Here is a 24,997-nt window from a genome sequence, read left to right as displayed (position 1 = left end):
AGGTGCATTGGCGCGCTTCGGGCGTGAATCTGAGCCCCGGGAAGTGGTTCAGGGTGTCACTACCGTGTGGGCGTCAAAAGGTACAGCCTGCCGTCAAAAAGTATCGGTCGTCGTCAAATTGTTTAGAGGCTCCGTCAAAAGGTATCGGATTGGCCGCCCAACGGACTGCGTGCTGGATGTGTGAGCGCGCACGTTGTCACCACCTCCGAGAGTGTAGCTTCAACCTTAGAGCGGTCCTAGGCCCTCGTTCTTGTTGTGTTATTGGGTTCCACGTCTTGTTTAATTTTCGCGGGATTCGAGGGGTGTTGAACGGACGTATCTGGTAGCGGGCGTGGGTTGAAGCGGTAGTACGCGCGGGTGGATCTGGTAGCACTGTACCGTGTGCGACGTAGTTGACTCACAGCAACCCCAACAATTGCTTCTTTCCGCTCGCGCGTGCCTAGGTGATCGATTCGAAGTCGATGGACGCGAACTGGTCGGAAACACCTATGCTTTTGTCCACGAGCAGCCCGTCGAAGTCTTCCCTCGTCAAGGCATGGACCTGGCCAATAGCGGTGAGATGCTCGCGCTCCAGTACCTATCAAGCGCGCGACCGTGCGGTGCAGGCACCCGGCCAGCGCTTGAATCAGACGGTACGAATGCTGCTGCGGAAACAACGACATGATTTACCGAGAATTCGACCTGACAGGATCGTGAAACGCTGCTACCAGGTACACCCGCGCACGCTACCGATTCGGCCCACACGCGCTACCAAAAGCATTCGCTATACAAGGGGTTCAGTGTTTCCGAGGCGTGGGAACGTGAGAGCAAAGGGCGGCTCTTGGAGACCGGATTCGGGAGTTCGTGTGACCGTGAGCTGTAAAAATGGGAGAGTCGTCAAAATGCATAGGCCACGCTCCAATGGTGTGGGCTCGCGTCAAACGGTTTAGGGTTGCCGTCAACAGGTAGTCGTGCGCGTGGTGCCTCACTGTCAAGTCCCCGCGAACTGGGTTGGTGCCTCAGATAGTTTTCCCCGCGAAATTTTGGGGTTAGCTGACGCGGCGGCGGATGCCTGTGAGGTTGGGGATGGCTGGGCGGGCTTCGTGTTCGAGGCGTTGGGTTTTGAGGCTGGCCAAGCGGGTGAGTTCGGTTTGGATGTCGGTGATTTGGTGGGCCATGGCTGCGGGTTTGAGGCTGGTTTTGTAGGCGGCCAGTTCGGCTTGTTTGGCAGGGTTCAATATGCCGGAGGCGAGCAGTCGTTGGTAGGGAGTGGCAGGGGTGTCATAGAGGCGTTTGCGGCGTCCGATTTGGTCGGTGGTCCAGCTGGTGGGTTTCTTGGTTGGGGTGAGGTAGTTCAGTCGGTCACACACCAGGGCCCACAGCTGGTTGAGTAGGTTGAGTTCGGTGGGGGTGTCGTAGCGGTGGTAGAAGCCGTAACTGCGCACGAGGTGGTTGTTCTTGGACTCGATGGTGGCTTGATCGTTCTTCTTGTAGGGCCGGGATCGGGTAAAGAAGATCTTGCGGTCCCCAGCTCAGCCGATCAGGTCGTGGTTGATGAACTCGCTGCCGTTGTCGCAATCGATTCCGGTGACCATGTAGGGGACCTGATCGATGAAGTGGTCGAACGCGCCCAGGACGTGGACCGCGGCGTTGTTGCGGATCGCGCGGGTGAAGACCCAGCCGGTGTGAAGGTCGGTGAAGTTCACGCTGCGGCAGAACTCGCCTTTGAGTGTGGGGCCGCAGTGGGCGACGGTGTCGACTTCGAAGAAGCCGGGTTCTGTTTCGACCTCGTCGCCGGCTTTGCGAATGGTGATCGAGTTGCGCAAGAGCGTTCCTGGGCGGGTGGTGGATTTGCCCCGGATTGGGTCTGTTGCTTTGGTCGGGGCGAGGTAGCGGTCGATCGTGGCTGCTGACATGGCCAGTAGTTCTGCACGAACCTCGGCGTTGTAACGGCCCTGGTCTTCGACTAATGATCCTTCGGCTTCCATGGCCTGCAGCCAGCTGGCCATTGAGGCGGCGAGGTACTTACCGCACAGCCCGCCGCTGGTGGCCCACACGCTTTGGAGTACTTTGCGAGCGTTGTAGGAATACTTACAGCCCTTGGTGCGGCGTCGGTCGATCACCGCAACGGTGGCGGTGGCACGGCCCTTGGGCTGGCGCATCCTGGCCCGTAACTGTTGGCGGGCGTGGTCCCGGTTCCAGCCAGTTACTGCGACTACCTGGTCCAAGATGATGCCCTTTTGTTTCTTCGATGCTGACTCGTAGGCAGCCGCGTACTTCTTGGTCACTTCAAAGCGTGCCTGCATGGAAAGCCCTTCATCACCCATATCCCTGATCGTTGCCGGCACCAGACACGTTTCACGGGGAAAAGTATGTGAGGCACAGGCCCTGTTACGCGGGGACTATGTATGAGTCTCGTCGGGGACTTGACCCCAGTCGGAAGTTAGGTTAGGCTTACCTAAATGAAAGGGGGGGGTGCTGTGACAGACCGATCCGGTACAGTTCGACGCTCAGCTCGCGGAGGATTAACCGACTCAATTCTAGGTACCCGAAATCTCATGATGGTGGCCTCCCTGTCGGTGGTCGGCCTCATCATCGTCATCCCACTGAGCTACATCGCGCCGGCGGGTGCGGCTTCGCAGAGCGCGGTCTGGCTCGGGGTGTCCCTTCTCGGACTTTGGGTCATTCCCTACCTCCTTCCTCTGGCCGTTGTGCGAAGGCCGGGCGCTTCGCTGCTGGCCGCGCTGATCATCGGAGTTGTGAGCGTATTTACTACTCCCACTGGGCCTGCCGCGATTGTCGGTAACGTCATTGGCGGGCTTCTGGTTGAGTTTCCCATGGCGTTGATGCTGTACCGGAAGTGGACGTGGTGGGCGTATCTGATCTCCGCCGCATTCTTCGGGGCATTTAACAGCCTGTTGTACCTCACGCTGCTCAAGCACGCGGTGGGAATCTCGGTATCGGGACTGATCGTGCTGGTGGGAGTCACATCGTCCGTCATTGGCAGTTTGGCCGTCGTCGGACTAACCCGTCTGCTCAACAATGCAGGCGTAGGCGTAGACCATCGTGAGTGAAACGCCGGCCTCCACTTTGAGCAGCGAGCAACGGTCTGTGAGCGAGTCCGCGCGGGCGCTCCTGGCGGTTGAGGATCTTTCCGTTCACTACTTGGGTCAGGACCGGTGGGTGCTGCAACGTCCAAGCCTGGTCCACCTGAGCGGTCAGGTAACGGCCGTCATTGGGCCCTCTGGATGCGGTAAAACTACCTTCGTCCGAGCCGTGTGCGGCCTTGTGCCCCACTGTCTGCCGTCCGAATACTCCGGCAGCGTTCAAATTGCCGGCGCCGAAATCGCCGACGCCACGGTCCAGTTGATCGCTACCAATGTCGCCTACGTGGGACAAAATCCGGATGCCGCAGTCATTACCCGTACGGTGTATGACGATGTCGCGTTTGCGCTGCAGAACCTCTGCCTGCCTGTTCCTGAGATTGATCGACGGGTACGCGAGGCATTGGCTGCGGTTGGTCTGGAGACCAAGCTGTGGGAGAGCCCATGGAGATTATCGGGCGGCCAACGCCAGCGCCTAGCGATCGCGGTAGCACTGGCTATGCAGCCCCGCTTACTAGTCCTCGATGAGCCAACATCGACTATTGACACGCAAGGCACGGACGAGTTTTACAGCGTCATCCAACAGCTGGTTAGCGATGGCGTGGGCATCGTGGTGATCGACCATGACCTCGACCCGGTCCTACCCCTGTGCGATCACGTCATAGCGCTCAACGCGCAGGGCGCGGTGATCGCGCAGGGAACTCCACATGAGGTTTTTCTCAGCCATACCGCGGAACTTGAGGCGTGCGGAGTGTGGCTGCCCCGTGCGTTACGCGACGAATCCCCGCACCACGCCTTGACCTGCGAGCAGGCGGGCATTCGAGTTCCCCGCATCACGGATATCTGTGGTGATTCGGTGCAATATCAGCGGCGCACCGAAGCAGGATGGGAAACCATCGATGCGATTGACACGCTCGACGGTGGAGGCAGCGCCACGGTAGAGTTGGCAGATTTCTGTGTTCCCGGACGTTCCCCAGCTATCTCTATGCGGCTACGGGGTGGCGAGTTTATCGCGCTTATAGGGCCGAATGGCGCAGGCAAAACATCCCTGCTCGCGGCGCTGGCGGGTCTCATACCATCAAAGGCACAACGCGCTACGGTCTGCGGAGAGGTTGTGCGGCGAGGGCGGCACCAGGTCGGCTACGTGTTTCAAAACCCGGAACATCAGATGGTTTGTTCCACCGTGGCTGGCGAAATCTCCACGGGGGATGTTTCCGCGTCTAAAGCCGAGGGTATTGTGGAGCAATTCCATCTCTCCCAGTATCGAGACCAACACCCGTTGACTCTCTCAGGCGGCCAGATTCGTAGACTATCGGTGGCTACGATGGTCGCCGAGAGCCGCGATGTGATTGTCCTTGACGAGCCCACGTACGGCCAGGACTGGGCGAATACCTGCGAACTCATGGCCTTCATCGACGAACTGCGCGCTGAGGGCAGAACCGTCATCATGGCCACCCACGACCTAGAACTTGCCCTATCACGCTGCAGCCACATCATCGCGCTACCTGCTGCCGTTAGCGAAACTCGTGAAAACGCCGCATCCGCAGCACCAGCGAACCCGCCTTCGCCGTCCGTGCCCCGTGGACTCTTCTCATCGTTCAATCCTGTGACGTTGCTATTGGCGCTAATCCCGGCGATGGTCATGGTGTTCGTAAGCAAGGACCCGGCCGTCAATGTTGGAGTGCTCATCGCAGCGAGCCTGGCCATGGTAGCCGCGAGAGCGAGTCGCGCTCGAACGGTCATGTCACTGCTAGCACCCTGGGTCATCGCAGCTGTGCTACTGCCGGTGTTCCGCTACAACTACACCATTGAAGAGGTCAGCCCACTCTACAATTACGGTGGCGAGCTTGCGGCAGCGAGCGGTATCGGGGCACTGTTGTCCCTCATGCTGCTTTCAGGCATCAGCACTCATCCGGAAGCGCTGCTTCGCACGTTGACGACGACGTTCAAGCTTCCCTATCGGGTCACTGCGGCGGGAACTGCGGCTGTCGCCTTCGTCACTCGTTTCCGGCAAGATTTCCAGCTGTTGCGCACAGCGCGGGCATTGCGTGGTATTGGGGCATCGTGGGGGCCGTTAGCGCCCGCAATTCGATGGGTGGGTTCCCTCGTGCCGCTGGCGATCCTCGCCGTCCAGCACGGCGAACGGGTTGCCCTGTCGATGGATTCACGTGGCTTTAGCGCCTATCCGCGGCGCACGGAACTCCAACACACACCGTGGCAGGTGCGAGATTGGTGCCTGGTGGGCCTCCTTTGGGCCGTTACTGCGTTGCTGTGGTGGTGGCGCCAATGAACGTTTCGAAAGACTCGACTCGACAGGAGCCCGATGTGAGTATTTCCGTCGCCGCACTAATCCGCCCGGCCAAGGGCGCGATGGTCCTTTCCGCAGTCCTCACAGCCTTAGGCGCTATCGTCACGCTGGTGCCGTTCGTCGCCTTACACAACATGGCCGCGATCTGGCTTGACGGGCAGGTGCGCACCGGCTGGACCGGAAAGCCGTGGGTTTGGGCCGTGATAGCGGTGCTTTCGCTGTTCGTGGGCCAATTGCTCTACCTGTTTGGATTGGGTGTCACCCACGAGGCAGAAGCCAAGCTCCGACATCGGTTGCGCGGCAATGTGGTCCAAGCGCTGGGCAGTTTGCCCTTGGGTAGGGTCTCGCAGGTGCCGCACGGGGCCATCCGCAAGATGGTGTGTGACGATACCGCAGCCATCCATACTCTCGTTGCGCATGTTCCCGGTGATGTCACCAACGCCGTGGTCTCGATGGTCGTAGGCCTCGGGTATCTCGTGTGGGTCGATTGGCGACTGGCGCTCGCGCTCTTTGGAACGTGGGCCGTAGCGATCATGATCATCGTCAGCACGACCATGCGCGGCTATAGCGATATCACCGAGCGATTCGGACATGCCCAGACCGCACTGGCCGCAGCCACCGTCGAAATGCTTGAGGGCATTAAGGAGATCAAGAATTTCCAGGCCACCGATGCGACCCGAACGCGCTTTAACGCCGCCCGCCAGCAATTTTCTGCCATCTCCTTCGACTGGGTTCGTCGCTCCGGCAGAGCGATTAGTCTGCTCGGTTCGCTACTGCGTCCAGCCACGGTCTTCGTCACGGTCGCGTTACTGGCGGCGCTATTCGTCGCGCAGGATTGGAGCACGCTGTCGGCGACGCTGCCATTCTTCCTGATCGCTCCCGGCATCCCGGAGGGGTTCACGGTGCTAGTCGGTCTGATGCAGCATATCTATGAGTCGCAGCTGGCGGCTCGCACCACGGCAGAGCTGCTTTCCGAGAAACCCATGCCCGAAGGCAGCCGCACCCAAGAAGAGGGCCCAAACCCCGGCCAAGTTGAGGTCTGTGAGGTTTCCTTCTCCTACGAGCCTGACGTGCCCGTTGTGCACGGTGTCTCCTTTACGGCTGAGCCCGGAACGGTCACGGCTCTGGTGGGCCCGTCGGGCGGAGGGAAGTCCACACTGGCCCGGCTGATTGCGCGCTTTTACGACGTCAATGATGGCGTGGTACGCATCAGCGGTGTGGATGTGCGCGAGGCGAGTTTTTCGTGGCTACTTTCCCGCGTCGCGATCGTCCTACAGGACGTAACGTTGTCGAACGATTCGGTCCATACCAATATCGCGCTGTCGAAACCGTCGGCAACGCGCGCCGAGGTCGAGGCAGCAGCCCGTGCGGCATGCATCCACGATCGCATTATGCGTCTGCCCGAGGGGTATGACACCGTGCTTGGCGAGGTTGGTGGCTTCCTCTCGGGCGGTGAGCGGCAACGCATCACCCTGGCGCGAGCATACTTGCAGGATGCGCCGATCTTGATTCTCGACGAGGCCACCGCGCAAGCAGACCCCCAGTCGGAGCGTGCGATCCACGAAGCGCTCAGCACCTTGGCATCCGGGCGCACGGTGATCATCATCGCGCATCGACTCGCCACCATCCGAGACGCCGACCAGATCCTCGTGATTGAGGACGGCCACATCACTCAGCGTGGTAGGCACGAGGACTTGGTCGACCAAGCGGGGACCTATAGCGAGATGTGGCGGGCCCAAGAACTCCATTACATGGCCTAAGGAGAGACACGCTCATGTGGAAGCTAATGATCAGGGTCGTCAACAGGGCCGAGTTGCGTACGTTGGTGGGCTGGTTCGCCTTCTCCGCTGTCCTACAAGGCATCACACTGGCGTTGATGATCCCATTCCTTCGGGCATTATTCTCCCGCTCTGAAACCCTTGGCACCTGGCTCGTCGTCGTTGCCATCCTCGGCGCGATCACGGTGACGGTCGACACCTTCGCGATGTACCGCTCCTATCGGATCAGCGTCTATGAAGTATGCGATACCTTAATTGATCGCGTAGCAGATCATGTCTTGCAGCTGCCGCTTGGGTGGTTTAATGCCAAACGCGAAGCGGACGTGGCTAATGCGACATCCAAGGAGATCAACACCCTGTCGCATCTGGCATCAATGGTGATCCCGAACCTGTGCAACGCCTTCATCGTGCCGTTGGTGATGCTCGTTGCCACCGCATTCATTGAGTGGCCGTTAGCTGTGGTCATGGCAGTGTCGATCTTGCCGTTTATTCTCACGTGGCGGAAAATGTCGGCGGCAACAACCAGAGCCAATGACATGGAAGACCGTACCTCGGCCGCCGCAGCCGGCCGGTTGATTGAGTTCGCCAGGCTACAACCGGTGCTTCGAGCCACGGGTGCCGCGACGTCGTGGGACCCCGTACAAGAGACTCTGCAAGCCGACTCTGAGGCGACGTTGGCCGGGCTTCGGATCAAGGGCCGACCTGCCCAAGGATTCAACCTCATCGCTAACGTGACTTTCGCGGTGGTGCTCGCCTTGGGGCTGTCGTTCGTGACCGGAGCGCGTCTGGACCCGATTGCGTATCTGGTGATCGCGGCGGTCAGTGCGCGCATGCTGCTGCCGCTCACAAAAGCCGCGCTCTACGCATCTGAGGTCGATAACGCCGCAGTGGCGTTGCGCCAGATGGGAATAATCCTTGATGCCGCGCCACTTGCCGAACCTGATTCCGAGCAGGCACGGGAACCGCGTGGGACGTCGATTGAATTCCGAGGAGTGTCGTTTTCCTACGAGTCAGGCCGGCCTGTCCTAGACGATGTCTCGCTCACCGCCCCGCAGGGAGCAGTCACCGCACTAGTGGGGCCGTCAGGGGCCGGGAAGTCGACGATCTTGCGTCTCACCGCAAGGTTTTGGGATGTCGACGCCGGTAGCGTGACCATCGGCGGGGTGGACGTGCGCGAGATTCCAACCACGCGGATCATGGAGCTGACCTCGATGGTGTTCCAGGACACCTACCTGTTTGACACCACGATCCGGGAGAATCTGCGGATTGCCCGTCCCAATGCGACGGACGCCGAGTTGGAAGAGGCAGCTCGCAAGGCGAGACTTGATCGGGTCATTGAGGCGCTGCCTCACGGTTGGGATACCGAAGTGGGGCCTGCCGGGCAGAGCCTGTCTGGAGGTGAGCGCCAACGAGTGGCAATCGCTCGGGCATTCATCAAGGATGCTCCGATACTGCTGCTCGACGAGATTACCTCGGCGCTGGACGGCGAGAATGAATCGGCGATTAGCGACGTCATCAGTCAACTATCTGAGGGCCGCACTGTGATCGTGGTAGCGCACAGACTATCCACCATAGATAGCGCCGATCAGGTGGTCTTCCTCGAACCCTTAGCGGACGGTGCTATCGTCGCCGAAACCGGCACGCCTAAGGAATTGTCTAGTCGGCCCGGACGGTTCCACGATTTCGTGGCTGCCGCCGATGCGTCGTCTCGTTGGCAGCTGAGACACACCTCAGATTAGCGGACGTGGTCCCGGTGCCAGGCGCCAAGCCCTAAACCCACAGCTCGAATCGGAGTACCTCGACACGTTTGGCACACGTGGTGCTGTCGCGAACATGGCGCTAGTGGGATCATGTGCGAACAGCATCTCGCTGATGAGCGAGGGCGCTACTAATCACCAAGGGAGTTGAGTCCCTCATAGTGGTGTAGCGGGGTGGTCGTGCTGGACAGCAGGGCGGTCACCGCGTGATCCTCGAGTTTCGTCCCCTACAACTCACTCGCGAAAGGCCACACGATGACCGCTACCCATATTGTCGACCCTGCCGGGCTGCTTGGCGAACTGCTTGCCGAGGCGTCACCTGTTGCAGACTGTGATCAACGAGTTGCTGTCTGCGGATGCTGATGCGGTTGCAGGTGCCGAGTACAGCCGCCCAGATCCTGACCGACGGGCCCAGCGCAACGGCTACCGCCACCGGCCTCTCGATACCCGTGTTGGGACCTTGGACATCGCGGTCCCGAAACTACGCCAGGGCACCTATTTCCCTGAGTGGCTGCTGGAGCGTCGCAAGCGCGCCGAGTCCGCATTGATCACTGTTGTTGCCGACTGCTATCTCGCTGGAGTCAGTACTCGCCGGATGGACAAGTTGGTCAAGACGTTGGGAATCGACCGGCTGTCGAAGTCCCAGGTCTCTCGCATGGCCGCCGAGTTGGACGAGCACGTCGCCGAGTTTCGACACCGCCCACTAGGCGATGCTGGGCCGTTCACGTTCGTGACCGCCGACGCGTTGACGATGAAAGTTCGCGAGGGAGGTCGTGTGGTCAACGCGGTCGTCATGCTCGCGACCGGGGTCAACGCCGACGGGCATCGCGAAGTCTTAGGGATGCGGGTCGCCACGAGCGAGACCGGCCCGGCCTGGAACGAGTTTTTCGCCGATCCGGTCGCCCGAGGACTGTCCGGGGTCCGGCTGGTCACCTCCGACGCCCACCAAGGCATCGTGGAAGCGATCGCGGCGAACCTGCCCGGTGCCGTCTGGCAGCGTTGCCGCACTCACTACGCCGCGAACCTGATGAGCATCACTCCCAAGAGCTTGTGGCCGGCGGTCAAGGCCATGCTCCACTCCGTCTATGACCAGCCTGACGCCGATGCTGTTCACGTCCAGTTCGACCGGCTACTGGACTACACCGCCGAGAAACTCCCCGACGTCGCAGACCACCTCGATGCCGCCCGCGCTGACATTCTCGCGTTCACCAGCTTCCCGACCGAGGTCTGGCAGCAGATCTGGTCGAACAACCCCACCGAACGGCTGGACCGCGAGATCCGGCGCCGCACCGATGCGGTTGGGATCTTCCCAAACCGGGAAGCGATTGTCCGGCTCGTCGGCGCCGTCCTGGCCGAGCAAACCGATGAATGGGCAGAAGGCCGCCGCTACCTCGGCCTGGAAGTCCTCGCCAAGAGCCGCCTCAACCTGATCACCACACCCACAACCACGACCGATGCCGACATGCCCGCACTCGCAGGCTAAAACCCCAAACGAGAGGAAAACACCGTTACACCACTACAAGGGACTTGACCCCCAACTTGCTAAAAGCTTTGTAGTTGACTAGGAGTGCAGATGGTCGTCGGCCCACCTGCAAGAACGAATAGCAAGCGGTATCGTCTACAGGTAGAGGTGCTACCCGCATCATTTGTCGAGACCCCGCGTCTATTCTTGCGCGCGAGATCCCGACTGGTTCACCCCCACTACGGACGCCAGCCGGGTAGTGACGTGCCAGATACTCAGCGGTACAGCAGGCTAATCTCCAAACGTCCGCGGCAGCCGGAAATCCCAGTTCATAGCCGGTATCGAAGCTGTTCGATGGCCCTGCTCCGCACTGGGGTCTTGTATCCATCGTGACCACTTGTGCGACCCGACTTCAGGTTCGGGTTCGCTGCTGCTCAACATTGGCCAAGCAGTTGCGCGGCACATGGGTGATCCAGATGCGATCAAGTACTACGCGCAGGAAATTAAAGACAACACCTTCAACCTCACACGCATGAACTTGGTCATGCGAGGAGTTAAGGCTGACAACATCGTCACGCGCAGAGGCGACAGTCTTGAGTATGACTGGCCAATGTTTGACGATTCTGACCCAGAGAACTCTTATGAACCGCTCTTCGTCGACGCTGTCGTCTCAAACCCGCCGTATTCACAGAAGTGGACAGCAGACGGCAAGGCACCTGATCCGCGTTTTGCCAAGTATGGACTCGCGCCGGAGACCAAGGCTGACTATGCCTTCTTGCTGCACGAACTCTTTCACATCAAACCCGACGGCATTCTGACCATTGTGTTGCCGCACGGCGTTCTCTTCCGAGGTGGCTCGGAAGAAACCATTCGTACCCGCCTCGTCGAAGCCAACAACATCGACACCATCATTGGGCTTCCCGGTTCGATTTTCTTTGGCACCGGTATCCTGACCATCATCATGGTGCTGAAAAAGCAGCGCTCCCACGATGACGTGCTGTTTATTGATGCGTCGCAAGACTTCCTTAAAGACGGCAAGAACAACGTGTTGCGTGCTCGCGACATCGAGCGCATCGTTGATACCGTTCTCGCTCGTCAAGACGTGGAAAACTATGCGCGCGTCGTGACTCGTGATGAGATTCGCGAGAACGACTACAACCTCAATATCCCTCGCTACGTCTCGGCATCACCCGCACCTGAGCCGGTGGACTTCTTCGCGACGGTCAACGGCGGCATCCCTATTAGTGAGATTGACGCTTTCTCTGAGTACTGGGACGTGCTGCCAGGTCTGCGAGAAGCGTTGTTTGAGGAAGATGCCAACGGCTATGCGGCCATCCGCACCGCCGACATTCGCGAGACTGTCCTTGTACATGATGCTGCTGAGGCACTTGAAGCTGCGATGAGCGCCGCTCTAGCTGGGTTTCCTGAGTCTTTGAAAACAGGCCTCATCGACAACGCAATGGGAGTCCAGGTCAACACCGCCGAGGACGCGATCAAGGCTGATCTGTTTGCGCGCCTTGCCCCGGTACCTTTGGCGAACGCATACCAGGGCTATCAGCTTCTGCATGAGCAATGGCTCGTTATTGCCAACGACCTGACGATCCTGCAGACCGAGGGTTGGGATGCAATGCGGGTCGTTGACCCAGTCATGGAGTGGAAGACCAAAAACAAAAAGAAGGCTTATATGCAAACTGGGCGGGAAGGGCGCGTCGCTCCTTTTGCGCTCGTTCGCGACCTCTATCTGCCTGAGTTGAGGGATCAGGCCGACGACTTGACTGACGAGCACGACACTGTCGAGGCCGAATTAGCTTCCCTTATCGAAGGTCTTAGTGAAGAAGACAAGACTGATCTTGTAGATGTGCTCAATGCCAAGGAGGACGGTTTCCTCAAGACCGACCTCAACAAAGCAGTCAAGGCATTGCCTAAGGGGCAGCAGTGGCCCGAAGGCAGCGTCGAAGCTATTCAGATCGAGGCGAAGCGACTGCTTGATCGTTTGACCAAGGTAAAGAAACAGCTCAAGGAAGCTACTGCAGAGTTGGAGACGAGAACTCACGAGACCATCGAGAGCCTCACCACGGAGCAAATCGAGGAAGTGCTCTCCACGAAGTGGATCGGAGCATTGATGGTCGAACTTAGGCTGCTGCCAACGCTTACACTGCGTGATCTCGCTAGTCGGGTACAGCGGCTTAACGATAGATACGCCACACCGTTAGCCCAGCTGGACGAGAAGATCGCTCTAACTGAACGCAAGCTGCTCAGCGCGCTGGACGGTTTGGTCGGATCCGATACAGACATGCAGGCTGTGGAAGCGTTGAAGCAGATGCTTGGAGGCAGCCAGCGTGACTAGGGACAACGGCACACCCGCGCTGCGATTAGCTGGATTCGACGGCGAGTGGGAAATGAAAGAGTTTGGCTCAGTCGTCACACGCTCTAATGCCGCATCGGCAGAACCTGCGCTTCCTCGTCTTGAATATGAAGACATCGTTTCTGGTTTAGGTGTTCTCAATAAGGATCTGAGCCGTAAGCAGAGTACCAAACCTGGTCCGCTTTTCGTCCCTGGTGATGTTCTCTACGGCAAGCTCCGTCCTTACCTCAAAACTGGTTTCTTCCTCAGTTTCAGGGGGATTGCTGTTGGTGACTTCTGGGTACTGCAGTCTTTGACCGCTGACCCCAAGTTTCTCTACCAACTTATTCAAACCCCGTTGTTCGCCGCTGTCGCCAGTATTTCTAGTGGTTCAAAAATGCCACGTGCGGATTGGAAGCTTGTGTCCCAAGCGTTGATGGCTTTTCCGCCCACGCTCGAAGAACAACGCACCATCGGTGAACTCTTTTCTGACCTCGACACACTCATCGAGCAGCGCCGTGCCAAGCATGCCAACTTGCAGCAGATCAAGACCGCGCTGCTGCAGCGCATGTTCCCGCGAGACGGTGCTGATGAACCGGAACTGCGGCTAGATGGATTCGATGGTGAGTGGAGTGTGGTCGAGATACATCACATTGCTGATGTAGTCGGCGGTGGGACTCCCAGCACGTCTGTAACTTCGTTTTGGGATGGTGACATTGATTGGTATTCCCCCAACGAAATTGGGGGAACAGCTATCGCTAAATCGAGCAACAAGCGAATCACTGCCGAAGGATTGGCAAATTCTTCAGCGAAGCTGTTACCAGCTAATCGAACCATCCTCTTTACGAGTAGAGCGAGTATCGGCCACGCGGCGATCCTTGATCATCCCGCCACGACTAATCAGGGCTTTCAGTCGCTCGTGCTCAAGGACGGTGTTGATACACAATTTGTCTACGCTCTGGTGCCGAAGATCACCGAGGTAGCAGAACAGCTTGCTACCGGATCAACGTTTCTCGAAGTATCGAACAAGACGGTTCGAGAAATTGAGGTCCATATTCCTGGGGCAGAAGAACAACGTGCCATCGGTGAGGTCTTTGCCAACCTCGATGCCCTTATCGCAGCCGAAGCCAGCTACATCACTCAACTCACTCAAGCGAAGACTGCGCTGTTGCAGCGAATGTTTGTCTAAGGAGAGCAGCCATGACTTCACCGCTTACTTACGCACAAGAGGCTCGTTTCGAGGATGATGTTGTTGCCATGCTGCGCCGCCACGGTTGGGATGAAGTGCTCGACCGGCCCACTGAGCGCCAGCTTATTGATAATTGGGCAACAATTCTCTACAACAACAACCGTGACCAGGACAGACTCGGTGATGTACCGCTGACATCCTCAGAGATGGACCAGATCATCGAGCAGATCACCGAACTTCGCACACCGCTGCGGCTCAACGAGTTCATCAACGGACGCAGCGTGGCGATTACCCGCGACGCACCTGACGCACACAATCTGGGCAAAGAAGTTTCGCTCAAGATCTACGACCGCCGTGAAATCGCGGGTGGCGAGTCGTACTACCAGATCGCGCGCCAGCCGAAATTTTCTACCGCTGCCCACAAGCTCCTACCAGAGCGCCGCGGGGATCTCATGCTGCTGATCAACGGCATGCCGGTCATCCACCTCGAACTCAAACGCTCCGGCGTACCCGTTTCGCAGTCCACGAACCAGATCATCAAGTACGCACACGAGGGTGTCTATACGGGGCTGTTCTCGCTAGTACAGATCTTCGTAGCGATGACGCCCACCGAATCGTTCTACTTCGCTAACCCTGGCCCCGAAGGTAAGTTCAACCCCGATTTCTTCTTCCACTGGGCAGATTCCAACAACGAGCCGATCAACGACTGGCCAACAGTTGTGACCTCGCTGTTGTCAATTCCCATGGCGCACCAGCTCATCGGCTTCTACACGGTCACTGACCGCGAAGCCGGTGTGCTCATGGCAATGCGCTCGTACCAGTACTTCGCAGCGCACCGCATTGCCGACCGGGTGGCGAGCCACGAATGGGGCACTGATAACAAAGGTGGTTACATTTGGCACACCACCGGCTCTGGCAAGACGATCACAAGTTTTAAGACCGCCCAGCTCATCGCTGACTCGAAAAATGCCGACAAAGTTGTGTTTTTGCTCGACCGCGTCGAGCTCGGCACACAGTCGCTAGCGAACTACCGCAGTTATGGGGGAGACGCCATCGATGTCGCCGACACTTCCAGCGCCGACGAGCTGCTGCAGCTGCTTTCTAATGACACGTCGGTGCTGATCGTTACCTCGTTACAAAAGTTCCACCACTTGCAAGCTGAGACACTGCGCGCAACTGACGTGCAGAAATTGCGTGAAAAACGCATCGTCTTCATCGTCGACGAGGCCCACCGCTCAACCTTCGGCGACATGCTGCTCAATATCAAAACCACGCTGCCGGATGCGCTGCTCTTTGGCTTCACGGGTACGCCCATTCACGACGAGAACCAGAAGTTGCACGCTACCACGGCTACCATCTTCGGCAACGAGCTGCACCGCTACTCAATTGCCGATGGCATCCGTGACGGCAATGTACTCGGCTTCGACCCTGAAATGGTCGAGACGTTTCGTGCGCAAGACGTGCGCAAGTCGGTCGCACTGCAACAAGCCAAAGCCATCGATGAACAGGAAGCTTATAGCGATCCGAAAAAGGAGGAGGTCTTCCTCAAGTTCATGGATAAGGCGCAGGTTCCGATGGCCGGTGTCCGCCATGAGGACGGCTCCTATGACAAGGGCATCGAGGACTACCTTCCGGTGTTGCAGTACGACCAGCAAGACCATCGCGAAGCTGTTGCTGCCGACATTTCCGAGCATTGGCGACATCTGAGCCGGACCAGCACGTTTCACGCGATCTTGGCCACGCACTCGATCCCAGAAGCAATCGAGTATTTCCGCATTTTTCGCGACACCTACCCGCAGTTGAACGTCACGGCACTGTTCGACCCGAACATTGACAACACCGGGGAACGACAGCTTGCCAAAGAAGACGGCCTTATTGAGGTACTCGAACACTACAACGCCAAATTCGACCAGTACTTTACGATGCCTAACCACGCCGCGTTTAAGCGGGACATCGCAGCCCGCCTGGCGCATAAGGCTCCGTACAACACCCCAGCCTTCACCCGCGACAAACAGATTGACCTGCTTATCGTCGTAGACCAGATGCTGACTGGCTTTGACTCGAAGTGGCTCAATACCCTGTATCTCGACAAGGTCATTGCCTACGAAAACATCATTCAGGCCTTCTCACGCACCAATCGTGTCTTTGGCCCGGAGAAGCCCTTCGGATCGATTCGCTACTACCGCAAGCCTCACACGATGCGGCGTAACATCGACGCCGCCGTCAAGCTCTACTCAGGTGACAAGCCGTTTGGCATGTTCGTTGAACATCTCGATGAGCATCTCCTGCAGCTCAACCAGTGCTTTACGGTCATCAAACGACTATTCGCGGGTATCGACGATTTCTCTCGTCTACCAGACGAGGAAGACGCCCGGCTTGAATTCGCCAAAGTCTTGCCGGAACTCTATGAGCACCTCCAAGCGGCCCAAATCCAAGGGTTTACTTGGGGGCAGGACACGTACGAGTTCGTTAGTTCCACCGTTACGGTAGAACTAACCGAGCCGGTGTTCATCGCGCTACTGTCACGTTACAAGGAGCTTGATCGGGTGGGTCCCGATCCAGAACCGGGATCTGTTGACAGCGCACCTCCGTATGACATCAACGTCCACATCACACATATCGACACGGCACGTATCGATGCGGACTACCTCAACGCGAAGTACGCGAAATACCTACGCGCCATCAAGGCCGGGGTGCCGCAGGCGGAACTCGATGAGCTGCTCTCTGACCTGCACACCGGTTTTGCACGGCTCAGCGCCGAAGACCAAGTGTTCGCGAATCGCTGGCTGCACGACATCCAATCTGGTGATGCCGTCCTTGCTCCAGGCAAGACCGTGCAGGACTACATCATTGACTACAAGCTCACGCAGCAAGCCCTTGAAATCGACCAGCTCGTGCAAGCGCTCGACGTCGATGCAGACCTTCTTCGAACGATCCTTGGGGCGCACGTCGACGAGGCGAACATTAACGAGTATGGCCGCTTCGATGATGTCGTCAACTCCGTTAACTTAGGTGCTGCTACTGCATATTTCCAACAACGGGCAGGTAAGAAGCTCCCACCCTTCAAAGTCCGCACGGCGATTGACAGACTGCTTCGCCAATACGTGTTGCACCACGACCTCCCCGCCGACCTTGAGGAAGGGGCGGCAGAAGGAGGAGAAGCGTAGATATGCGTAATCGGTTACGAACGCGCCTCGCCAGCCTGATGCCGGCAGTCTCACGTTTCGGCAAACAGGGAACCAGGGTGAGATCAAGGCACGCGTGGTCGAACGGCTCAAGGCATTCTTTGAACGCTTCTATGGACTCATCGCTGACAACGACTAGCCAGACAACGCCACCGCCACCTCAGCTCGCAGCGCACCCGTGTTAGGGTGGCCGGCACACGCCAGCCAAGCTCACCAACCACACCGACGTGGCCACGCAACCCACGGGCATCCCACAACTGAATATCGCCGAACGCAACTAACGCTGACCCCAGACAGACATGACCATCACAACGGAGTGACCATGCGAGTCGAACGCGCCGACCTCTACGTAACTGATCTCACACTCAATCGACCATTCGTCGTCTCGTATGAGACCTACACCACGATGCCGTCGATCTTCATCGAGCTGCACACCGACACCGGGCTCACCGGCTGGGGTGAAGCCGTACCCGACCAGCACGTCACCGGCGAAACCATCGGCACCGTGCACACCATCCTGCGCGACGAACTGCTCCCCGAAATCATCGGCCAAAACCCGCTCGAGATCGCGCGCATCCACCAAACGATGAACCGCAAAGTGTTCGCAAACGGCGCCGCCAAAGCTGCCATCGACATCGCCTGCCACGACCTGCTCGGCAAGGCGACCGGCCAGCCCATCTACCAACTGCTCGGCGGCAAACTCCACGACGTGCCGCCCATGGCGTACGTCATCAGCATCGTCCCGCCCGACCAAGCTGCGCGAGAAGCCAAACACGCCCTCGACGAAACCGGGTACGCCTACATCAAAATCAAGCTCGGCGGCCCAGACCTGCGCGAAGACATAGCCCGCGTCGCCGCCGTGCACCAGGCAGTCGGCCCAGATATTCGCATCTGCGTCGACGCCAACCAGGGCTGGGGCAACGTCACCACCGCTGCCCGAGCCATCCGCGCCCTCGAACCATACGAACCCGCCTGGGTCGAGCAACCCATCCCGGCCCGCCAAATCCACGGATTCAACGCCCTGCGAAACCTCACGCACCTGCCGCTCATGGCCGACGAATCGCTCACCGACAGCAACGACCTGGCGCAGTTCATCCACGACCAATCGGTCGAGCTCATCAACATCAAACTCATGAAAAGCGGCGGCATTCATCCCAGCCGCGAACTCGCCACACAGGCACAGCTCGGCGGAATACGCGCCCAAATCGGTTCGATGCTCGAATCGTCGGTCGCATCCGCCGCCGGATTCCACCTCGCCGTGGCACACCCCGCCATCGAATCCACCGAACTCTCGGGACCGCTGTGGTTCACCAACGACCCCGGCAACCTGACCTACAACCTCCCGCGGGCGGAGCTGACGGACCGCCCCGGGCTCGGCATCGACATCGACGAATCGGTGCTCCACTCCATAACGCAACAACACAATGAGGTGACTGCGCCATGACCACCGTTAACCAACCCCCAACAACGAAACCGCCCACCGACAGCGAACCCAAGAAGCGGTTCAACCTGCAGGTCCCGCACACCTACGCCGTCATCCTCGGCATCATGGTGCTCGTCGGTATCGCCACCTACTTCATCCCCTCGGGCGCGTTTGAACGCGTCGAAGAAGGCGGCCGCGAAGTCGTTGTTCCCGGCAGTTACGAAGTCACCGAAAAGACCTTCCTCAGCCCGTTCGACCTCGTGCTTGCCGTGCCACAGGGGCTCGCGGAGGCTGTCGAAATTGTCTTCTTCGTCTTCCTTGCCGGTGGTGCCTTTGCCGTCATCCGCGCAACCGGCGCCATCGACGGCGCAGTCGGCAAGCTCATCAAGGTCATGGGCAAATCCAACAAGCTCATCCTGCCTGCCCTCATGGCAGTGTTCTCGGTGCTCGGTTTCACCATGGGTATTGCCGAAGAAATGGTGATCTTCGTGCCGATCACCGTCGGTATCGCCACCGCACTTGGCTATGACGCCATGGTCGGTGCAGCCGTCGCGATCCTCGGTGCCGCGGCCGGATTCATCGGCGGTATCTTCAACCCGTTCACCGTCGGCGTCGCCCAAAGCATCGCCGAACTTGAGCTGTTCTCGGCTGCAGGGTTCCGCACCATCGTGTACTTCATCATCCTCGCCGCGGCCTGGTGGTGGGTGGCGCGATACGCCGGCATGGTCAAGGCCGACCCAACCAAGTCGGTGCTCTACGGCCACAAACTTGGCCCCACCAACCGAAACACCGACCTCGACACCGAAGCCAAATTCGGTGCCCGCGAAGCGACCGTGCTGCTCCTGCTCGTGGGCGGTCTCGCGCTCAACGTCTACGGTGTCTTCGCGTGGGAGTGGTTCCTCGGCGAAATGTCGGCGATGTTCCTGCTCATCGGTATCGTCAGCGGATTCATCGGTGGCCTCGGCCTCAACCGCACCTTCGATGAACTCGTGCAGGGTATGGCCGACGTCGCCTACGGTGCACTCATCGTTGGATTTGCCCGAGCGATCCTCGTCGTGCTCGAGAACGGCGAGATCCTCGACACTGTCGTGAACGGTATCGGCAGCGCCATCGGGGATGCGGGCACCGCGATCGCCGCCGGGCTCATGTTCATCTTCCAGTCGCTACTGAACTTCTTCATCCCGTCTGGCTCAGGACAAGCCGCCGCCACCATGCCGATCATGGTGCCGCTGGCCGACTCCATCGGCATGGAACGACAAACTGCCGTGCTCGCCTTCCAATACGGTGACGGCATCTCGAACTCGTTCTTCCCAACCTCCGGCCCGCTGCTGAGCTGCCTCGCCATCGTCGGCATCGCCTACGACCGCTGGGTCAAGTTCGTGTGGCCACTCATCCTCATCTGGTCCGCAATCGCGGTGGTTGCCGTTGTCGTGGCGGCACTCATCGGCGTGGCCTAGCCGGATGCGCGGGGTCGGGTTTCGCGCCCGGCCTCGCGACCGCGGGCACGCACCCCGCGAACCCGCATCCAAATTTCGTACCCTCAACAACAATGACCGCGGCATCGACGCCGCACCGACGCATGTTTGCCCGAAAGGAACCCCGTGGACACCGCCGCCCACAAACAGCAAATCGCCGACCGCATCCGCGAAATTGCCGCCGAGCTCATCGCATTCAGCCACTGGATTTCGGACCACCCCGAGATCGGATTGGAAGAACACGAGTCGTCGGTGAAAGTTGCCGAGACGGTTCGTGATCTCGCCAGAACTGCGTGCCAGGTGGGGTACGGTTCGCTGCCAACGGCCGTGCTCGCCGAAGTTGGCAGCGGAGAACTCGTGGTGGCGCTGTGCGCCGAATACGACGCACTTGCCGAAGTCGGCCACGCGTGCGGCCACAACATCATCGCGTCGACCTCGCTCGGCGCGTTCGTCGCACTCGTGCCGTTCGTCGACGAACTCGGCATCACGCTGCGCCTGATCGGCACTCCGGCCGAAGAGAACGAGGGTGGCAAGATCATGCTGCTGCGCGAGGGTGCATTTGACGGTGTGCACGCCGCCTTCATGCTGCACCCGGGGCCAGTCGACCTGTATTCGATGGTGCCGCTTGCGTGCACGAACGTTTGGGCGACGTTCACGGGTCGCGAATCACACGCATCCAATGCCCCCGAAAAGGGCGTGAACGCATTGGATGCGGCAACACTGACCCTGACCGCGATCGGGCTTGCGCGCCAGCAGATGAAGGCCGGCCAGCAAATCCACGGCGTCATCACCGAAGGTGGCGGTGCACCGAACGTCATTCCCGGCACCACGAAACTCTGCTGGAACGTTCGCGGCCTGACCATTGCCGACATGTGGGAAACCGCCGAAATCCTCAAGCGCTGCATCGAAGGTGCTGCCCACGCCACCGGTTGCACGGCCGAGATCATCATGGATGAAAAAGCCTATGCAGCGATTCGCCAGTACGAGCCGCTGCTCGACTTCTACGCCGCCAACGCCGAGGCGCTCGGTCGCACCGTGAGCCGCGACCTGCCCGTTGGTGGGTCAACCGACATGGGCAACGTCTCGCAGCTCATCCCATCCATTCACCCCAAGCTCGGCCTTGGCGACGACACGCTCAAGCTCCACACGCGCGAGTTTCAAGCGGCTGCGCGCGGCCCGGCAGGCGACGCCGCCGTGATCGACGGCGCAATCATCTTGGCGCAGACCATCGCGGATGCGGCCGGTACCGCGGCCGTGCGTGAACAGTTGATTGCCGAGGGCGCGTTCCAATCGGCGAACGACACCACAAACGGCGCCGTTCGATAGCTGCAAACGCACGCGAGTCGGGTCCGTTCGGCGCTAGGCTTATTCGCCGGTGTATCACCCTGGGCAGAACGGACCCCTCATGTATGACGACGCGCACTACGGCGATCTTTCGTATCTGCGACACCTCGCGGGCATCCAGCGAGACACCGCGATTGAAGCGCGCGTGCGCGGGGGAGAAGACCCCGCGATCGTCACCGAAGAGGTGCCCGAAGTTGACGAGATCGTCATCAACATGCTGCGTGACGATGCGCTCGACGATCAGGGGCTTGCCGCCGAGTACTCGCTTGCGCGACTGGCCGCATCCGGAACCCAGGCTGCATCGGCCGAGCTGCGCAGCGCCGCCGACGAGATCGACGCGCGCATCTACCGCGAGATCGCCCTCGATTATCCCGAGCTCACCAAGGTTGCCTGGCGACTTATTGGCGCGCTTCAGCACTGACCGGCATGCTGCACACTTTGCTACGTTAGCGTGCCGTTGCGCTGAAAAAACTTTCTGTAAAACTCCTACTGCAGAAGGGCACTCTGCAAACTGAAACGTATTAGTGTTGTTGTAGTGGCAACTTTCACAGGTTCAATTCGTAACCTTGCGGGTGGTGCCAACAAAGGTTAAATAAGGGTATTGCTATACGGCAATAAGTGTGAGAGGATGTAGGTATGGATGCACAGGAAGCTCGCGAACATACGGCGGCGCTTTTCCGTGCGCTGGGTTCGCCAAAGCGCCTAGAAATGCTTGAGCGGATTTCCACGGATCCTTGCTCCGTGAGTGAGCTTGCGAAATTCTGCGGAATTTCGCAGCCCCTGGCATCCCAGCACTTGCGTGCTCTCCGTGAGGTCGGCGCAGTTCGACCAGATCGTCAAGGACGCGCAGTGCTGTACCGGATCGTCGACGAACACGTTGCGCATATCCTCGGCGACGCAGTAGCCCATGCGCAGGAGGAGCACCACCATGACTGAGCAGAACACCGAACACAAGGTCGCTGAGCACACCGTCGAAGAGCACAAGCACGGCCAGGACTGTGGGCACGAAGCGGTTACACACGAGGACCACGTGGACTACAACCACGACGGCCACATGCACCACGAGCACGAAGGCCACTACGACGAGCACTAAGCCCGTCGCGCACTAACGCCATCCCGAACGGGGTGGCGTTGTTGCATTGATCAGCGCTGTACCGTGCGGATACGGGTGCTTCAGGATGCGGGCGCTTCAGGATGCGCGCGGTGCCGGATGCGCGCCCCCGCGTGTCGTCGTGGAGCGCCGCTTAACCTGCCGTTTCGTTCACCGTGGTGTCGACAGTGAGGTCAGGTTCGCGCGACCCGTCGCTTGCGTCGCGATCAACTGCATACGCCGATTTCTCACCGGAGGGTAAGAGTTTCAAGCCGATTACCGCGCCGATGATGCCGACCATGCATGCCGCTTTACCGAGTGAGAACGGCTCGGTGCCGGTAATCATTGCCCAGGTCACCGTCAGTGCCGCGCCCACTCCGGTCCAGACCGCGTAGGCCGTGCCAATCGGCAAGTGCTTTGCCGCCCAGCCCAAACCGAGCATGCTCGCGATCGAAGCGAAGACGTAGACCACGGTTGGCCAGAACTGCGTAAAGCCCTGCGAATATCCGAGCGCGGTTGCCCAGACGGCCTCGAACACGCTGCTAAGCAGCAAGACAATCCACGGCATTAGGCCACCACCTTCAAACCGATGGCCGAGCCGACGAGTACGACAATCAGGGCGACCCGAAGTATTGACGCGCGTTCTTCGCCGCTGACCATGGCCCAAATGACGGTGAGTGCAGCGCCGATCCCCACCCAGAAGGCGTAGGCGGTGCCGGTGGGAATGATGTTCATCGCAAACGCCAATAGGACGGTGCTTGCCAGGACTGCGATGACGAACGTAATGGTCGGCGCCTTGCGGCTGAACCCGCGCGACTTCGACAGCGCGACAGCCCAGACGCATTCGAGGCCACCGGATACGACCAGGGCGATCCAGGCGAGTGATGTTGCGGACATGGAGACTCCTCACTGAGTCAGTCTTGTCCGTTGCGGGTACTGCTCCCTCGTCCGCAAGCTCGAGTGGTGAGCTTCGTCGAAATCGTAGCAATCCGCATTGCTTGCCAACAACCGTGACCACCGCGAAAAATCTCCGAAACCGGGCGCACGCATCCGGCAGACCGAGACGTAGAATTCACTCAGATGCAAGCGAGTGCCTGGAGGCGGCATGTTGAGTTCGGTTTTTTCGTCGGCAACAGGGATGCGCGTGCGACGCGGCGGGACAGTGGCTGCCGGTCTGCTGGTTGCGAGCGTGGTGCTGGTTGGTTGTTCAGATAACGGCAACGAATTGAAGGATGCGCTGGATTCTGCGAAAACACAGCAGAGCGCAGCGGAGACTTCGGCCAGCGCGCAGCCAAGCGCGAGCAACGGGGCCGTGGCGCTGGACCCGCAGGTGCTTGAGGCTGAGCCGGCGATCATGACCATTGGCAAGGCGGATGCGCCAAACACGATTACCGTCTATTCCGATTATCTGTGCCCGCACTGCGCCGACTTTGCGACTTCGTTTGAAACGGAGTTGAAGACCAAGTATGTCGACACCGGCAAAGCCAAGATTCAATACCGCGATTTCATCGTGATTGATGAACAAGTCTCCACGGCGATCGCGGTGTATGCCCGTGCGGTTGCGCTGGAAACCGGTGATTATCAAAAGGTTCACCACGCCCTCATGGAGAAGCAATCCGAGATTGTGGCCGGCGGGAAGGTGAATGTCGAGCTATTGGTGCAAATCGGTGAAGAAGCCGGTGCAGATAATGCCCAGGAGCTGCTCGACGCCGCTGCCGAACAGTCAAATGGTAAGGGCGTAATGGACAGTCACTCGAAGGGGCGAAATGAGGGAGTGAGTGGTACGCCGTCGGTTGCCGTGAACGGCAAGCTGCTCGAACCAGAAGAAATCCAAAACATTGACAAATTCATTAAGTAAGTAGCGAGTGTAGGAATACTCAATCGTGAGTTGCAGATGATCTGCAACTCACGATTGAGTGGGACATTCTCGCAGAACAACAACTGCGGGGCCGAACCAATCGAATGGTTCGGCCCCGCATGTGTTTGGCCGGCGTGCAGCTTTCCGAATATGTCGGTTCGCGTGCTGGCCTCAGCGAATCTTGCTAGTTAGCTGCGTCGAATGCGTCGAGTACCTGCTGCGGGACGCGACCGCGGTCGGCAACCTCGTAGCCGTTTGCCGCAGCCCACTTGCGAACGACCGCGAGATCACGCTTAGGGCCAGCCTTCGGGAGCTTCGTGCGTGCGACGCGTCCACTAACGCGGCGGCCGGTCTTGACATATGAGCTCAGGAATTCGCGGAGGGCTTCGGCGTTGTCTGGGCCGAGGTCAATTTCGTAGTCGACACCATCAAGTCCGAACTTGACGGTTTCGCCGACACCGTCGGCAAGCTGAGTGCCATCGAGATCGTCGATGAGCTGGTAGACAACCTTACGTGCCATTTGGGGCTCCTTAATAGATGGGATTGCATACGTGGACAATTGACTGTCCATTAGCATCATCAAATAGTGTTCACCCATTTCTTAATGGATGCAAATCAAATTTGCATTTTGCGAGAACACTGTCAGGGTTCAAGTTCTCGTGGAGGGTGTTCCGTGTATTTGCGGGGATGCGGCTAGCTGT

General features: G+C 59.1%; 19 protein-coding genes, 1 pseudogene and 1 riboswitch. Of the genes and pseudogenes, 15 read left to right on the top strand and 5 right to left on the bottom strand.

The genetic code is table 11. The features are described from left to right. Positions 1-1,028: 1,028 nt before the first annotated feature. Positions 1,029-1,424 carry a hypothetical protein gene (locus ZBI01S_RS10030; RefSeq protein ID WP_066059453.1) on the bottom strand — a complete coding sequence of 132 codons (396 nt, stop codon included), beginning with the start codon at positions 1,422-1,424 and terminating at the stop codon, positions 1,029-1,031. Positions 1,425-1,511: 87 nt separating this feature from the next. Continuing rightward, positions 1,512-2,327, bottom strand: coding sequence for a transposase family protein (locus ZBI01S_RS10025; RefSeq protein ID WP_222822389.1), 816 nt, complete (start codon positions 2,325-2,327; stop codon positions 1,512-1,514). Positions 2,328-2,537: 210 nt separating this feature from the next. Here ZBI01S_RS10025 and ZBI01S_RS09020 point away from each other — a divergent pair, with 210 nt between their 5' ends. The 14 genes and pseudogenes from ZBI01S_RS09020 (at position 2,538) to ZBI01S_RS09965 (ending at position 22,441) form a co-directional block, all read left to right on the top strand. Continuing rightward, positions 2,538-3,053 (top strand): ECF transporter S component, encoded by a 516-nt coding sequence (locus ZBI01S_RS09020; protein WP_245610598.1) that lies wholly within the window; start codon positions 2,538-2,540, stop codon positions 3,051-3,053. A 109-nt stretch (positions 3,054-3,162) separates the two neighbouring features. Next, positions 3,163-5,373 carry an ATP-binding cassette domain-containing protein gene (locus tag ZBI01S_RS09015; RefSeq protein WP_245610597.1) on the top strand — a complete coding sequence of 737 codons (2,211 nt, stop codon included), beginning with the start codon at positions 3,163-3,165 and terminating at the stop codon, positions 5,371-5,373. After that, on the top strand, positions 5,355-7,151 hold the full coding sequence (locus tag ZBI01S_RS09010) for an ABC transporter ATP-binding protein (RefSeq protein ID WP_245610596.1): 1,797 nt from the start codon (positions 5,355-5,357) through the stop codon (positions 7,149-7,151). Before ZBI01S_RS09015 ends, ZBI01S_RS09010 begins: the two co-directional genes overlap by 19 nt. Positions 7,152-7,165: 14 nt before the next feature. Then, entirely contained in the window at positions 7,166-8,908 is a 1,743-nt protein-coding gene (locus tag ZBI01S_RS09005) for an ABC transporter ATP-binding protein (protein WP_013170750.1), read from the top strand. Between the two features lie 273 nt (positions 8,909-9,181). Beyond that, a pseudogene (locus ZBI01S_RS09000) lies at positions 9,182-10,409 on the top strand (IS256 family transposase). Positions 10,410-10,785: 376 nt separating this feature from the next. Next, on the top strand, positions 10,786-12,735 hold the full coding sequence (locus ZBI01S_RS08995) for an N-6 DNA methylase (RefSeq protein WP_066059444.1): 1,950 nt from the start codon (positions 10,786-10,788) through the stop codon (positions 12,733-12,735). Then, on the top strand, positions 12,728-13,921 hold the full coding sequence (locus ZBI01S_RS08985) for a restriction endonuclease subunit S (RefSeq protein WP_159421484.1): 1,194 nt from the start codon (positions 12,728-12,730) through the stop codon (positions 13,919-13,921). The genes ZBI01S_RS08995 and ZBI01S_RS08985 overlap by 8 nt, the downstream gene beginning before the upstream one ends. Before the next feature lie 11 nt (positions 13,922-13,932). Then, positions 13,933-17,088, top strand: a complete 3,156-nt coding sequence (locus ZBI01S_RS08980) for a type I restriction endonuclease subunit R, EcoR124 family (RefSeq protein WP_066059435.1) — start codon at positions 13,933-13,935, stop codon at positions 17,086-17,088. Positions 17,089-17,428: 340 nt separating this feature from the next. Next, a complete protein-coding gene (locus ZBI01S_RS08975) occupies positions 17,429-18,550 on the top strand; it encodes a mandelate racemase/muconate lactonizing enzyme family protein (protein ID WP_066059456.1) in 1,122 nt (373 codons plus the stop codon). After that, positions 18,547-19,986 (top strand): YfcC family protein, encoded by a 1,440-nt coding sequence (locus tag ZBI01S_RS08970; RefSeq protein ID WP_066059431.1) that lies wholly within the window; start codon positions 18,547-18,549, stop codon positions 19,984-19,986. The genes ZBI01S_RS08975 and ZBI01S_RS08970 overlap by 4 nt, the downstream gene beginning before the upstream one ends. Positions 19,987-20,130: 144 nt before the next feature. Next, entirely contained in the window at positions 20,131-21,330 is a 1,200-nt protein-coding gene (locus tag ZBI01S_RS08965) for a M20 family metallopeptidase (protein ID WP_066059428.1), read from the top strand. A gap of 79 nt (positions 21,331-21,409) precedes the next feature. After that, positions 21,410-21,769, top strand: coding sequence for a hypothetical protein (locus ZBI01S_RS08960; protein WP_066059425.1), 360 nt, complete (start codon positions 21,410-21,412; stop codon positions 21,767-21,769). Between the two features lie 215 nt (positions 21,770-21,984). Beyond that, positions 21,985-22,284 carry an ArsR/SmtB family transcription factor gene (locus ZBI01S_RS09615; RefSeq protein ID WP_174519840.1) on the top strand — a complete coding sequence of 100 codons (300 nt, stop codon included), beginning with the start codon at positions 21,985-21,987 and terminating at the stop codon, positions 22,282-22,284. Further along, complete coding sequence (locus ZBI01S_RS09965; protein ID WP_066059419.1) at positions 22,277-22,441, top strand: zinc transporter permease; 165 nt, start codon at positions 22,277-22,279, stop codon at positions 22,439-22,441. The genes ZBI01S_RS09615 and ZBI01S_RS09965 overlap by 8 nt, the downstream gene beginning before the upstream one ends. Before the next feature lie 151 nt (positions 22,442-22,592). On the opposite strand, the gene ZBI01S_RS08945 is transcribed toward ZBI01S_RS09965, so the two are convergent. Together ZBI01S_RS08945 and ZBI01S_RS08940 are read right to left on the bottom strand one after the other, a co-directional pair. Continuing rightward, entirely contained in the window at positions 22,593-23,006 is a 414-nt protein-coding gene (locus tag ZBI01S_RS08945; protein WP_066059416.1) for a DMT family transporter, read from the bottom strand. After that, the gene (locus tag ZBI01S_RS08940; RefSeq protein WP_066059413.1) at positions 23,006-23,335 is read right to left on the bottom strand and encodes a DMT family transporter; all 330 of its coding nucleotides are present in this window, start codon (positions 23,333-23,335) and stop codon (positions 23,006-23,008) included. Before ZBI01S_RS08940 ends, ZBI01S_RS08945 begins: the two co-directional genes overlap by 1 nt. Positions 23,336-23,346: 11 nt before the next feature. Then, positions 23,347-23,412, bottom strand: a riboswitch (guanidine-III (ykkC-III) riboswitch). Between the two features lie 131 nt (positions 23,413-23,543). Between ZBI01S_RS08940 and ZBI01S_RS08935 the strand changes: the two genes are divergently transcribed. Further along, positions 23,544-24,296, top strand: a complete 753-nt coding sequence (locus ZBI01S_RS08935) for a DsbA family protein (RefSeq protein WP_083524673.1) — start codon at positions 23,544-23,546, stop codon at positions 24,294-24,296. A 184-nt stretch (positions 24,297-24,480) separates the two neighbouring features. On the opposite strand, the gene ZBI01S_RS08930 is transcribed toward ZBI01S_RS08935, so the two are convergent. Next, positions 24,481-24,816, bottom strand: a complete 336-nt coding sequence (locus ZBI01S_RS08930) for a histone-like nucleoid-structuring protein Lsr2 (RefSeq protein WP_066059407.1) — start codon at positions 24,814-24,816, stop codon at positions 24,481-24,483. Between the last annotated feature and the right edge of the window lie 181 nt (positions 24,817-24,997).

Origin of the sequence: [Zimmermannella] bifida NBRC 103089 (genome assembly GCF_001570925.1) — a bacterium.
Classification (GTDB): domain Bacteria; phylum Actinomycetota; class Actinomycetes; order Actinomycetales; family Microbacteriaceae; genus Gulosibacter; species Gulosibacter bifidus.
This window is presented reverse-complemented; position numbering and strand designations above follow the sequence as displayed.